Origin of the sequence: Domibacillus indicus (assembly GCF_023715895.1) — a bacterium.
GTDB lineage: Bacteria > Bacillota > Bacilli > Bacillales > Domibacillaceae > Domibacillus > Domibacillus indicus_A.
In genome coordinates, this window is the sequence record NZ_JAMBOO010000016.1 from 81788 (window position 1) to 94761 (window position 12974).

Annotated in this window: 12 protein-coding genes and 1 pseudogene; 4 read left to right on the forward strand and 9 right to left on the reverse strand. The window is 38.5% G+C overall.

Features of this window, described 5'->3' with window-relative positions; genetic code table 11:
- Window positions 1-21 precede the first annotated feature (21 nt).
- The 3 genes from M3221_RS18130 to M3221_RS18140 form a co-directional block, all read right to left on the reverse strand.
- Window positions 22-1311, reverse strand: coding sequence for an ABC transporter substrate-binding protein (locus M3221_RS18130; RefSeq protein ID WP_251273132.1), 1290 nt, complete (start codon window positions 1309-1311; stop codon window positions 22-24).
- 49 nt (window positions 1312-1360) lie between these two features.
- A complete protein-coding gene (locus M3221_RS18135) occupies window positions 1361-2362 on the reverse strand; it encodes an SIS domain-containing protein (RefSeq protein WP_251273133.1) in 1002 nt (333 codons plus the stop codon).
- Window positions 2363-2786: 424 nt separating this feature from the next.
- The gene (locus M3221_RS18140) at window positions 2787-3920 is read right to left on the reverse strand and encodes an ABC transporter ATP-binding protein (RefSeq protein ID WP_251273134.1); all 1134 of its coding nucleotides are present in this window, start codon (window positions 3918-3920) and stop codon (window positions 2787-2789) included.
- Window positions 3921-4263: 343 nt separating this feature from the next.
- Here M3221_RS18140 and M3221_RS18145 point away from each other — a divergent pair, with 343 nt between their 5' ends.
- A complete protein-coding gene (locus tag M3221_RS18145; RefSeq protein ID WP_251273135.1) occupies window positions 4264-4986 on the forward strand; it encodes a type 1 glutamine amidotransferase in 723 nt (240 codons plus the stop codon).
- Window positions 4987-5119: 133 nt separating this feature from the next.
- Here M3221_RS18145 and M3221_RS18150 read toward each other — a convergent pair whose 3' ends face one another.
- From M3221_RS18150 to M3221_RS18160, 3 genes and pseudogenes are all read right to left on the reverse strand, one after another.
- On the reverse strand, window positions 5120-5266 hold the full coding sequence (locus M3221_RS18150) for a hypothetical protein (protein ID WP_251273136.1): 147 nt from the start codon (window positions 5264-5266) through the stop codon (window positions 5120-5122).
- A gap of 479 nt (window positions 5267-5745) precedes the next feature.
- Window positions 5746-6063 (reverse strand): IDEAL domain-containing protein, encoded by a 318-nt coding sequence (locus M3221_RS18155; RefSeq protein ID WP_251273137.1) that lies wholly within the window; start codon window positions 6061-6063, stop codon window positions 5746-5748.
- An 806-nt stretch (window positions 6064-6869) separates the two neighbouring features.
- Window positions 6870-7130 (reverse strand): annotated as a pseudogene (locus M3221_RS18160) (ABC transporter permease subunit); the annotation flags it as partial.
- Window positions 7131-7255: 125 nt separating this feature from the next.
- Between M3221_RS18160 and M3221_RS18165 the strand changes: the two are divergent.
- A complete protein-coding gene (locus tag M3221_RS18165; protein WP_251273138.1) occupies window positions 7256-8107 on the forward strand; it encodes a DegV family protein in 852 nt (283 codons plus the stop codon).
- A 264-nt stretch (window positions 8108-8371) separates the two neighbouring features.
- Here the strand turns inward: M3221_RS18165 and M3221_RS18170 are convergent, their stop codons facing one another.
- Window positions 8372-9763 (reverse strand): MFS transporter, encoded by a 1392-nt coding sequence (locus M3221_RS18170; RefSeq protein WP_251273147.1) that lies wholly within the window; start codon window positions 9761-9763, stop codon window positions 8372-8374.
- A gap of 98 nt (window positions 9764-9861) precedes the next feature.
- Window positions 9862-10671, reverse strand: a complete 810-nt coding sequence (locus M3221_RS18175) for a TrmB family transcriptional regulator (protein ID WP_251273139.1) — start codon at window positions 10669-10671, stop codon at window positions 9862-9864.
- A gap of 677 nt (window positions 10672-11348) precedes the next feature.
- Between M3221_RS18175 and M3221_RS18180 the strand changes: the two genes are divergently transcribed.
- Window positions 11349-11690, forward strand: coding sequence for a DUF4234 domain-containing protein (locus M3221_RS18180; RefSeq protein ID WP_242236415.1), 342 nt, complete (start codon window positions 11349-11351; stop codon window positions 11688-11690).
- 25 nt (window positions 11691-11715) lie between these two features.
- Window positions 11716-12069: a DUF2752 domain-containing protein gene (locus M3221_RS18185; RefSeq protein ID WP_251273140.1), complete on the forward strand. Its 354-nt coding sequence runs from the start codon at window positions 11716-11718 to the stop codon at window positions 12067-12069.
- 81 nt (window positions 12070-12150) lie between these two features.
- On the opposite strand, the gene M3221_RS18190 is transcribed toward M3221_RS18185, so the two are convergent.
- On the reverse strand, window positions 12151-12456 hold the full coding sequence (locus M3221_RS18190) for a YunC family protein (protein WP_251273141.1): 306 nt from the start codon (window positions 12454-12456) through the stop codon (window positions 12151-12153).
- Window positions 12457-12974: the final 518 nt, after the last annotated feature.

The window sequence follows — 12974 nt, forward strand, 5'->3', positions numbered from 1 at the left end:
CCGCTGCATCTTTTATTTCTATTATTTTGCTGCTTCTCGGACTTCCTTGGCGGCGCTTTGTACTTCTTTCATCACTTCTTTTGGCGTTTTTTCTTCATTCAGCAATTCCTGAATACCAGACAAGTAAGGCTGGAACACTTTTCCTTCAAGAGCTGTATCAAGCCAGATTACCATCTCGTCTGATTCTTCTACCTCTTTTGTTACATCCAACATAATTGGAGAAGAGTTGCTCTCATTGACTGCTCCTTTTGTTGTACTGATTACGTCTGTTGTCTCTACCCACTTCTCTGCCATTTCTTTAGATGTTAAAAATTTTAGAAACTTAGCTGCCATTTCTGGATGTTTCGTTTCGGATGAAACCATAAATCCTTCGGGAGCTCCCGTTACCACTGCTTCTTTCCCCTTGCCGCCTTCAATCGTTGGGAAATTAAACGTTCCCCATTCAAACGGAGCATCTTTAACGTAAGGGAATTCAATCGTATGCAATGGCATAATCGCAATTTGGCCATTTACAAATAAACTTCTTTCTTCTTCGCGGCTTAATGCATTTGGATCCTCATTCATATAAGGAACTAGTTCTTGCAATTTTTCAAGCGCTTCCACATATCCTGGGTCTGTAAACTCTCCAGTAGCCCGGTTATTGTCAGCTGCTAATACTTCCGGCGCTACCATCCGCTGATTTAAACTTGTAACGTACAAACCACCGTTCCATGGGGCTTTGTTTCCTAAGCCAAGAGGAGTCGTTTCAGTTTTCTTGATCGCTTTTAACACTTTGATAAATTCATCCCACGTCTTAGGCGGAGTCAGATTTAGTTCTTTAAAAATATCTTTATTGTAGGCCATCATTCGAACGTCCATCAGCACAGGTGCACCGTAAATTTTCTCTTCTGAAGTAAATGGTTTTAAAGCAGAAGGAATAATCGTCTCTTCCCATTCCCCATCTTCTTGCATGTATTTTGTAATATCCAGGGCTTTTCCGTCACGAATGAATTTGTCTCCATATTCACCCGCCCATGTAAAGAAAATATCTGGTGGTGTATCACTGCTTAATTGAACGTTAATTTTTTGTTTATAATCCTCGTTTAGAACGCTTATTACATTAAAATTAACTTCCGGATTTTCTTTTTTGAATTCTTCAATAGCAGCATCAAAGTATCCTTTAAAGGGTTCATTAGGCCACCGATGCAGCAAGGTTAATGTGATGCCATCTTCTTGCCCTGAGCCGTTTCCAGAAGAACTGCCTGCGGAGCACCCTGCCAACATACTGATTATCATCAGGATCGATACCAAACTAGCTAAAACTTTCTTCATTGACCACTCATCCCCCTTGCTCTGTTATACAAGCTGTTTAAACCGATGCTTAGTAAGCAAACTTTTTCATGTATCTTCTTCCTTCAAGCATTGGATGATTTCTGAGATCCGCCAGTTTATAAGAAAACTTCCATAGAACCTCAAAGAAAACCAGCGGCGTTACATATGCCCGCATCTCTTCATCGATTCCTGAAAAATCAATCTCATTGGCGTCTAAAACCATCAATTTGCCGCCGTATTTTGATAAAAAGTCATGAGCTCTGTCTTCTATAGGTCTTGTTTCATCAATCCCCTTTAAGAGAATAAATGGTACATTTTCATCTAACACTTCAAATGGCCCGTGGAAAAATTCACCGGCATGAATTGCTTGGGAATGAATCCACTGCATCTCCATCAGTACACAAATAGCATAAGAGTAGGCTGATCCATAACTTAAGCCGCTTGAGATGGTATAAATCACTTTTTCATCTTTAAATGCATGGGCAAAATTCGTTCCCATTTCGTCGTATTGCTCCTGGGCTTTATCAATCACCGTTTGAAGGTTCATTAAACTTCCAACGGTTTTAGACACCCGGTCTACACCATCAAAAAGCTTTACAAGACCTGCATCTAGCTGGTACATCACAGAATAATTACTCTTTACCGCATCAATAGGAATGCCAGTCGTGTAGGATGCTTCGTATTCAAGAATATAATCAACCTCTTTGGCAAGTGGAGAGAATTTATCGACTGTCATTCCTACCGTAATTGCCCCTTTACTCTTAGCATAAGCAGCTGCTCTTACTGTTTCCTTCGTTGTACCAGTTTGCGAGCATAAGACCACTAAAGAATGTTCTGATAAAGCAACAGGATTACGGTAAACAAATTCATCAGAATTATAGCAATTGGCTCTCAAAGCTCTAGAATAACGATCAAGATAGTATTTATTCGCATACATCACAGCAAGTGAACCACCGCATGCTACAAAAAACACGTCAGTGATATTACGGTTTTCCAGGCCATTTAATATGGTTTTTACATTTTCATTTAAATTCGGTACGTTAATCGGCATTGATCTACTCCCCCTAGAGCATATGATATTTTTAGGACATCATACGACGTCATAATTTAGGTTAAAAAAATAAAACAATTTGTATACATCATATGACGTCATAATTTTGAGTATAACTAAAGGAACTTTATTATGCGGCAAGAAACCCCTCTATTAAACTTTTTCAAGCACCTCCTACAAAACGATAATTCAAATCTTTAAACCAGTAACTTCTCCTTTATAGTAAAAGAGAATAATTAATTTGTCTACTATTTATTTAAATTTTCTAAAAATTATTTATTATATAATCTAACCGTGTTCTCTCTGCCTGAATTGAGTATTATTTTGCTTTATTTCTAACTAAAGAAACTACCATAAGCCAGCTGGCTGCCTGTACATAGTCCAAAACGCTGCCTTTTCGTTAAGTGTCACTCTTCTTTCCCTTTTAAATTGATTCTGCCAGTAAATTGGATGTATGAGCTGTTTTTAAATCTATACACTCCTCGCTATTAGAATCGAAAAAATACACTTTTTCCATATCAAGTACTAACGGCATAATTTCACCAGACTTTACTGCTATGTCTGCACCTAATCTTGCAACAAAATTGGTTCCTCCTATAGATGAGTATACAAGTGTTTCTGCACCCAGTAATTCTGCCACTTCAATTTTCACATCGACAACGGGGCCAGCGGGAGATTTATCGAGGTTGGTATAGATGCTTTCTGGCCGTATACCGAGTATGATGTCTTTATTAGCATAGCCTAGTGCTTTTAAGCGTTTTGACTTCTCATTAGGCAGTTTAATTTGAACATTATCCACCACAAAAAAGTCTTTCTCAAGTTTTCCTTTAAAAAAGTTCATGGCAGGCGATCCGATGAATCCTGCGACAAAAACATTGTTTGGATGATCATAGACTTCTTTCGGCGTTCCAACCTGCTGAATAACCCCATCCTTCATTACAACTAAACGGGTCGCCATTGTCATTGCTTCTGTTTGGTCGTGAGTGACATAAATTGTGGTTGTCTGCAATTTTTGATGAAGCTTAGAAATTTCAGCCCGCATTCGAACTCGAAGTTTAGCATCCAGGTTTGATAACGGCTCATCCATCAAAAACACTTTTGCATCACGAACGATTGCACGTCCAAGTGCCACACGCTGTCTTTGACCTCCAGATAGAGCTTTAGGCTTTCGATTCAAATACGGTTCAAGACCAAGAATGCGTGCAGCTTCCTCCACACGCCGTTTAATCTCTGCTTTCGGTGTTTTGCGAAGCTTAAGACCAAATGACATGTTATCGTATATTGTCATATGCGGATATAGTGCATAATTTTGAAATACCATAGCAATATCGCGATCTTTTGGTGCCACATCATTTACTCTTTTATTATCAATAAAAAAATCACCTTTTGAAATGTCTTCGAGCCCAGCAATCATACGCAGTGTTGTAGATTTCCCACAGCCTGAGGGTCCCACAAAAACAAGAAATTCTTTATCCTTAATGCTTAAGTTAAAATCTTTTACTGCTGTAACGTCGCCATCATACACTTTATAAATGTGATTTAGTTTAAGTTCTGCCAAGATATTACCTCCTCAATTTTGATGAGTTTCATTTTATTAAATTTTCAGAAAATATGTTATGTAACAAAGTGACGAAATTTCGGTTGTGTTTTTTGTGCAAGTTGCCGATTTTTGGTTGATATAACCAAAAAGAGAATCTGCTTTTGTTACATATGCTCCTGAAGATCATTATGCAGTAAAACGGCATTGTAATAAGCCAATTCAAGTTTCTTTCAGTTAGTTTCTTTCTGACTATATCGTTTTAAAATTATCTTTAAGAATCCTGTCAGAAAATCTAACCCTTTCTTTCCTCTTTCCACCTGAAATTCTTATAATAAAAAGAAATATAAAAGGGGTGAGGGCTGTGAGAATACACATTATCGAACATATGGATTTGCTTGGACTAGGATCAATACACCAATGGCTTGAAGAAACCGATCAGCTGGTTACATCTACACGGCTGCATAAAGGAGAACGCCTCCCCGACCCTTCGGAATTTGATTTGGTGATTTTGCTTGGCGGCCTCATGTCTGTTTATGAAGAAAACAAGTATCCATGGCTTAAAACAGAAAAACAATGGCTGAAAAACGTCATTGATGGCGGGAAACATGTGCTTGGCATTTGCCTGGGTGCCCAGCTTATTGCCTCAGCACTTGGTGCAGAGGTACGGCAGCACACATATAGTGAAGCAGGCTGGTGGCCGGTCGCTTTTCATCCCCACGCCCGGAGGCATCCGTTTTTGAGAGATGTTATGATCCCTGAGTGTTTCTTTCAATTTCATCAAGATACATTTGAACTGCCGGATAAAGCGGTTCTCTTAGCTGGCAGCATGGCATGCACAAGGCAGATGTTTTCTGTAAACAACCGGGTGCTTGGCCTTCAATTTCATCCAGAATTTACGCCTGAGAGCGTACAATATATTGCGAAACATCTGCATCCTTCTTTGAAAGAAGGCCCATTTATTCAATCCCCTCAAGCTATGCTGTCTTCCTGGCAAAACTGCCGGGCTTCCCAAAAGTTTTTGTTTTCCATTCTGCGCAATATCGAAGCAAGCGTGCAAAGCGAAGCTTTATCTCTTTCCTCTTAATCAAAAAAAGCATCCTGTCACTGGCAGGATGCTTTTTCAACTTATATTTTATATTCTGCGACCTGCTTCGACTTAACACCCATTTTTGAAAGGAACGCTGATAGCATGAAAGCAAAGAGTAAAAAGCCCATAATCATGGTGACGTGCCTGTTGCATCGATAATCGAACAAACTGCAGAGTTCGTGAGTCCAAGGTCTACTGCACACACTTTTTGTTCTTTGAAGATTTCCGTCTGATTTAAAATTTTGTGCAGCAGCGACTTCGCAACTTTCATGACCAAACCCAAATCCCCATTTTTCGGTACTTGTAATATGTTGATCGTGTCAAAATGGAAAGGAATTGTAAAACAAAAAAGGATCAGTATGAGTGATGATAAGTAAAAATCGGCAATCGATGTAATGAAGAAAAAGATAGAAGAACGGGGAGAATAAAGATCTTAGCTCCTAACCCCCACTAAATCGAGGATTTTGAAGACGAATGCGACGCTAATTTTCTGTTCAACTTAAATAATTTATCTTAAATCACTTTTCATAACTAGAAAAGGAATGCTATAAACATAAGTATAAAAACAGCTTAAATCCTATTGTTCTATCGTCTTTCTAACATTATAAAAGCATCCACTTCAGCCATTTTAATGTGCAAAGTGGATGCTGCTTAAACCTGACAATTATTTATTTTCACTGTGAGCTCCTTTTCATTGGCTGTATACACTGCTTCTCCGTTTGAAATTGGCTTTTCAAATAGAGGGAAATACAACAGCTATGAATATTGCATTCTCAACTTACACAGTTGCTTCGACAAATGCTCAAACCAGCCTTGGTCCTTTGTTAAAAGTGCCAGGTCAATCAGCTGTTCAATTGCCGCTTCAGCTGGTGTTTGCTCGGGAACTTTTTGAAGTGATTTGGACAAAACATGAATCATTCTTCCACGTAATTCTTCATTGGCTGAATTGACAATATATACTTTTGTGATATCTGCTGGCTTTCCTACCTTTACCACATAACCGTAAATCCTTTGTTTGTCCCACGTTTCTCCTTCCACCCATTGACCGACTTGAAATCGTGATTTATTTTTCATTTTCTTACTCCTCTGTTTTATTTTCTTATTATTACTTTTGAAAAATTCATATTTATTCATCCATAATGAACCAGGGAGCACCTAATCAACTTTTTATTATGATCTACTTTTTGTACAGATTTTAATCATTGATTTATATAAAAGACAGCATGGCTGTATCCACGCTGTCTTCTGTCTATCTCTTTCATTTATCATTGCCAAAAACTGATACTTTATTCTGGCGCCAATTATAACTGCTCCATCCTCAATAAGAATATTATTCACTATATGGTTGTTCCAGTTTGTCCAACCTTGTACAGTCTTATCTACTTAATATTCTTTTTCACCTCTCCGGGCATATACATACATATTCGAATTGTGTGCATCCCTTCCCTGCAAAAACATAGATAGATTGTTCATTTCACAAAGGTGTCAGCAGCTACAGGGGATTATGTCACCCCAGCAACAAGGCTGCTTGTTGGTTGTAGCCTGCTTAAAATAAATGTCATGACAAGTACATGCAGCATAGTTAAAAATGAAAGTTTACGTCTCTTTCTTTCCGCTCTTCTTCCACGCCTATGATTAGTATCTCTCAAAGCCGTATTTCTATCAAGTAATCGCTTGCAAGACAATGCACTTTTCACCTTCTAAAAATGCAAAAAGAAATCCACTTTAGCAATTTTGCGGCATAAAGTGGATGCTTCCAAAGCTTAATGAACTTTTATTTTCTCTACTATTTTCACTTCATATTTTGCCAGTGTGATTTCCCCTGCCAGTTCTTTTTCGGTTGCTATATCTTTTACTGTTGTTTCAAGCGTTATTTGCTGTTCCGGCGTTTTGAGAATAGTAGAAGATCGAATAAAGTCACCCAGCGGGCCTGCAAATCCGTTCATAGCTGCTACAGCTACTACTAGTTTTGACAAGGTCAAAATAATTTGCAAAAAAATCCTTGTATTGCCTGCTCCGGCGATCTGGGCACTTTCATCTAAATACATTGGGATAGGTTCCATGTAGCCTTTCATTAAATACGTATTCACAGGGATCAGGCCGCCAATATACAGCAAAATGAACAGCCAGTGACTGTTCATCTTTAAAAAATATTCAAAATCATATACACTTTTTATTAATCATCTCATACTTTCACCATATGATATAGCTGGAAAATAGAATAAACATACAAAAGTGGCCGCAGAACGGAAAAGGGGAGATATTAATGAGAAGAATTATTATTTCTACTGAAAGCGGAGCCGATTTACCAGTTCATGTAGCACAAAAGTGCGGTGTTCAAGTCGTGCCCATGCATGTCATTATGGACGGACAGGATTACTTGGATGGCTCCATTCCTGTTCGTGATATTTATAACTATTATGAACGTACGAAAAAAATACCTTCTACCACCTCTGTCAATTCCAATGAATATCACGAATTTTTCACGAAAATCCAATCAGATTTTCCCGGCTGCATTATCATTCATATCGGCTACACATCACGTGCCTCTTCTTCTTTTCAAAATGCGGTTATCGCGGCCGAGGAGTTTGACGATATTTTTTTGATTGATGCTTTAAATGTGTCAGGCGGCCTTATGGCGATTGTTATGTATGCGGTTACCCTGCTGGAAGCGGAGCCTTCTGTCACTCCTTCTGAATTGATCAAAAAAATTGAATCCCAGGTTCCTAAATCACGCCTTGCCTTTATTCCCGGCAGCCTTGATTTTTTAAGAGCGGGCGGCCGTGTCTCAAATGCCGCTTACCTTAGTGGATCGTTATTGAAAATCAAGCCGCTCATTGAACTAGTGGACGGCAAGCTTGTATCCACTAAGAAATACCGTGGCAATATGAACCGGGTCACAGAAAAAATGATGCACGATTATTTAAATAAATATAATCTAGATAAAGGGCAGCTCTATTTTCTGTATTCAAGCGGGCTTGATGACAGCATAAAAAAACGGATAGATGAAATGGCTGAAGAAGCGGGGTTTAACCATGTAACATGGATTGAAGCTGGCGCTGTTATTTCCACTCATGGCGGTCCTGGTGCCTTTGGAATTGCCGGATTAGAAATATAACTTCCCTAAGATTCTACACCTGCTCAGCGATTTCTAGGCGAACAATAAAGAAAGAAACAAAAAGAAAAGAGCTCCTGTATAGCTTTGGTTTATAAACAGATTAAATAAAATATAAAAGAACCTTGAGTAAACTCAAGGTTCTTTTATATTTTATTCGGTGTACAAATTTTGTTTCTTTCATTCGAATGAAAGACAAACCCTACATTCAGCTATTTAGTGATTGTAAGCACTTTAATTAAACTCCCTATCTTTCAACATCTAGATTTACTCTTCTTTTTTGCGCAACCAGGCGAAAAGACTGACAACAATTAAAGCAATCATAATACAAGAGTACCCCTGAATGGCATGAGTAAGACCCAGCCATTGTCCAATGTAACCAAGCGTTATGACTGGAATACTGACTCCTAAATATGTCATCACGAAAAAAGAAGAAGTCATATTTGCTCGATTGTCGTCTGTGGAAATTTGATTAAGGTAAGCTAAACTGCCTGCATAACTCGGTCCATTCCCCAATCCGATAAAAATAGTCGTTAAAACGAGCAATAATAAGGATTTTGACCATAAGGTGAGAAATAAACACAGCAATCCGAGAATTAAAAGAACATAACCTATTACGATTAGACGAAATACAGGCTGTTTTCTCAATATTACTTGATGAATAGTTGACAAACCTAGAACTAAAGCCACCATGGTCCCTGAAAAACTAAGACTAGGCTGGTTGGAGAAAAGATTAAGGTAGGTCGGTATAACCGACAGCATTAAACTCATAACGCCCCAGGAGAGAAAAGAGGCAGAAGCTGCCAGCAAGAAAGGCCTTCTTAATGATTTTGAAATGACTGGTATTTGAAGGACGGTTACACGTTCTGCAGCAGTTTTGCTATCTAACATAAAATTCAGGCCCAAAAGCCCTGCGACAGCAAGTAAAACATGGACAGCATAAGAAAATTGCATAGGATAGGGTGAATAATCTCCAAGGAAACCAGAAACAAGCGGCCCTATCGCATTTCCTAAAGTTCCGGCAATGGCAGCAACAAATGCACTTTTCACCTTGTCGTGTTTAGGATGAAAATCTGTCATATACGTAACGGCGATCCCATTTAGAATTCCAACTGATAGTCCTTGGAAGCAACGGGCGATAAGTAATCCACTTACACCACTTGATAAGGCAAAACCAACAGAACCTAAAATAGAAAAGATGACACCTGCAAATAATACATTTTTTCTTCCCCACTGTTTAGAAAACTGCGCCACAATAATAATAGTTGGGATTACAATGAGCGCATAGAGTGCATACAAAAAAGTAATAATTCCTGAAGACATTTGCCATTCTGATCGGTATACCGCATAAAGAGGGGCGGGAAGATTAGTGCCAAGTAACGTAATACATAAGCAATAGGCTACTAACCAAAAAGAGTAATGGCGTTGTCTAGATATATCTACATCTACTACATGTGATATGTCTCCTAATTGTACAGCAAGAGATTCGAATGATTCATCGCTTCCTGTAGCAGCAATTTTAATTTTAGTGAGGCTTGTTTTTTTACTCTTCCCCGCTTTAATTTTCTCAATATTATAACCATGGCTTCTAAACAATTCCGATAATTGAGCCAAAACTCCCGGCTGGTTTTGTACAAGAATTGATATAGTATGGGTCATCACTCTTCTCAGTCCTTTCCTCTTTAATTCTTTTCCGTATTCATTTTAGGTGTTATAATCCTAACGCCTATTTAAAAAAGCAAAGAAAAGACGGCTCATTATTCGAACCGTTTTCCTGTAACTACGTAGTACAGATCTGGGTCATTTCTCCAAAAAGATTGTACTTTATCAATTCCTACTTCTTTTGTAAGCTCCCCAAATGCAATATCATGTCTGATATATTCGGTTGCCACTAAAACCAAAGCGGGGTCTTTTGTTTTAACTGCCCAAGCAGCTGTATCAGGAGAGAAATTGGCAATTAATACTTCTTCCTTATCCCGGACAACAATTGTTAAGTGTCCGCCCATCCGTTTTTCTGATATATCGTGAGCCATAAAATCATGATGGTACGTGATACCTAGTTTCGTGTTTGGTTCTGAAAAAAGCATTGAAAATACCTTGATTTTCTCACTAACTTTTTTCTCTATCACTTTCTTAACAGCTGCGGCTTGGGGGTTCCAAATGGATAACCAGACTTCTTCTTGTGCCTCATCAATCATTTCTATGATTTCAGTCATCACTTTCTCGTCACTATTTACACGCCAAATTACATCTGTTTCCTGTTCATTTTCTAACGTTAGCAGGTTCTTTTCTAGAAAATCGAACGACTCATCAAAGCTTTTCCGCATCCGCTGGATTAATTCTTTCGCCGGAAGAGGCACATACTTCACCGGCTCTGAGGGAACAGTATAAATAGCCCCTTTATCCAACAACTTGCCTAAAACCTCATAAATCATAGAGCGAGGCACACCAGATCGCTTGCTGACCTCGTATCCTGTTACAGGTGAATTTTTCAACAAATTAATATAGGCTTTACATTCGTATTGGGAAAAGCCTAGTTTTTGCAATTCTTTATAGATTTCCTCCATTAGCTTCTCCCTTAATTAGTAGTTATTATAATAATTACTATATGTATTCTTTATATGAGTGTCAATGGCGTTATTAATCATTTATACCCATTCGATTTTTCTCTAGTATTTTTAATGGCTGCCCCTCAATCGAAATATAAACCTGTAAGTAAAAAAAGAACCAAAAGTCGTTTGTATTAAGATTTTAAACGAGAAGAGAAGCATTTCTTAATCGTCCTCTTTAATACGCACCTGTTTTGCTAGTTGTTGTAATGACAATAATATACAGCTTAACCTTAAAAGAAATTATAGTTTAAAAGTCTAAAGCAAAGCTTTATGCTTCTTTTTTTACTTTTTATCCCCCTTTAAATAGCGGTATTTATCGAATGAACTTCTGAATTTTAAAGAGGACAAATCGGCTTAATCTGGAGGAAAAGAAGTTTTTAGAGCACCCAAATTCAATTTTTTCCTATCTCATACTTTTCTTTTCAAAATTCCCTTTTACTTATAGTTTTGTTTCATTTAATATAGATTAGGTCTGTTGAATCAATCTTTTTATCCCGGTTTGCTTTTTATTTTGTACATATTCTTTCGAACAGAAAAGATTGAGGGACATGAGTTTGAGGTATAGTCGTTCACCCTTACCTGCTTGGCAGGAATGAACTTGCTATAAAATTGCTGAAAGAGGACGTGTCATCATGGTAAAGCAACGCAGCGTTGCAATTGCAATCATTCTTAGCTTAATTACATGCGGTCTGTACACTTTGTACTGGCAGTACACATTGTCAGAGGATCTTCGTGAACTCAGCCGCGATTACTCCTTGTCTGGAGGAATGGCCATTCTTTTAGGGCTGATTACGTGTGGACTTTATACGTTATACTGGTACTATAAAATCGGCCGGGCTTTACGCACAGCACAAGAAACGAAAGGCGTTTCTTCTTCGGATCAAGGCGTTCTATTTGTCATTCTAGGGGTGTTTGGATTTGGGATTATATCCATGGCAATCGCTCAGGCAGAGATTAATAAGCTCGTGGACTAATAGAAAAGCGTGGGAAAGAAAGCTTTTGATAGGGGCCACATTTCTTATAGCAGCCCTTATTTACCTTAAAGTTCTTTCTCCAAAATGGGGTCTGCATATTCCTTGTTTGTTCCGGGAAGTAACAGGCTTTTACTGCCCCGGCTGCGGTGTTACAAGAGCATCTTTAGCCCTGATTGATGGGAATCTGTATCAATCTTTCCGCTATAATATGCTCGTTTATGTCCTGATCCCTTTCTTTGGACTTTATATATACTGGTCTTATAAGGGGAATCGAGTATGGGCTGAACGCTTAATGATCAGCGCAGCCATTCTGGCACTTTTATTTGGAATCATACGAAACACAGAAATAGGCGCTTTTTTGGCACCTGTATCGCTGTAAAGCAGAAAAAGGACACGGTTTACTGTGTCCTTTTCTTGTGCTCTTATCTTGTTTTAGTCATGATTTTATTCATGTGCAATATTAATCCTCAGCCATCAAGAGCAGTGCATCTTTCCCTTTCATCCCTGCCGCAATGCCGAGCTTTTTCGCTTCATCAGTGACCGATTCCAACGGTGCTTCCAACAATTGTTCAATTGTGGTTACACCTAATGCACGGCCTGCAATAATGCCTCTCTCTTTTTTCTTATTCAGTATTTCCACATCTAAAGCTCCGCACATAATATAGCCTTTTTCATTTGTTACAGCGGAGAAATACGTTTTCGGAAAGTTAATCGTTACGGCGGTAAACTGTTTTCCTTCAATAACTACTGGATACATGTTTATCATACATTCCAACACTCCTTCCTCCCTATAAGGTATAGATAGGAAAGGAATATGTGCAGTGGTTTTGCCTAATATCAAGTTATCCAGTTTTCGCACGCCCTATTTGTTAAAATTTTTCTAGCTTGTCGGCTCACTAAAGTGGAGCAGCAACAGCAAGAAAGCGAAGACGCGAAAAAAGGTCAGGATGAACAGCAGAACAAGTAAAAAAGAAAATTGCTCAATTAAATAAAAACTCAGCCAATAAGCAATAATAAAACTGCCCATCAACGAGGACTTCCCTGCTCTGTTGGGGCAGTTCAATCAAGTTTAAGTCCTGTTAATTCTTTAATGTACTTTTTATGGAAATTTCGAAGTTTGGTTATGCATACCTTTGAATTGTAGGATTATACCTGTAGTGAACCTCTCCACCTAAATCAAAGATTTTGATGGAGCATCCCTTATCTTGAATACAGTACAGCATCAGCGGATTAAGCTTCCTCCGGAAGCCCGAGTGCATGATGGAGACTAATGAACGAAGACAA

Bases quoted from the DNA above. Each gene is read 5' to 3' on its own strand.
- M3221_RS18130 (WP_251273132.1), bottom strand. From the start codon at position 1,311: ATGAAGAAAGTTTTAGCTAGTTTGGTATCGATCCTGATGATAATCAGT.
- M3221_RS18165 (WP_251273138.1), top strand. From the start codon at position 7,256: ATGAGAAGAATTATTATTTCTACTGAAAGCGGAGCCGATTTACCAGTT.
- M3221_RS18170 (WP_251273147.1), bottom strand. From the start codon at position 9,763: ATGACCCATACTATATCAATTCTTGTACAAAACCAGCCGGGAGTTTTG.
- M3221_RS18190 (WP_251273141.1), bottom strand. From the start codon at position 12,456: ATGATAAACATGTATCCAGTAGTTATTGAAGGAAAACAGTTTACCGCC.
- M3221_RS18175 (WP_251273139.1), bottom strand. From the start codon at position 10,671: ATGGAGGAAATCTATAAAGAATTGCAAAAACTAGGCTTTTCCCAATAC.
- M3221_RS18155 (WP_251273137.1), bottom strand. From the start codon at position 6,063: ATGAAAAATAAATCACGATTTCAAGTCGGTCAATGGGTGGAAGGAGAA.
- M3221_RS18180 (WP_242236415.1), top strand. From the start codon at position 11,349: ATGGTAAAGCAACGCAGCGTTGCAATTGCAATCATTCTTAGCTTAATT.
- M3221_RS18135 (WP_251273133.1), bottom strand. From the start codon at position 2,362: ATGCCGATTAACGTACCGAATTTAAATGAAAATGTAAAAACCATATTA.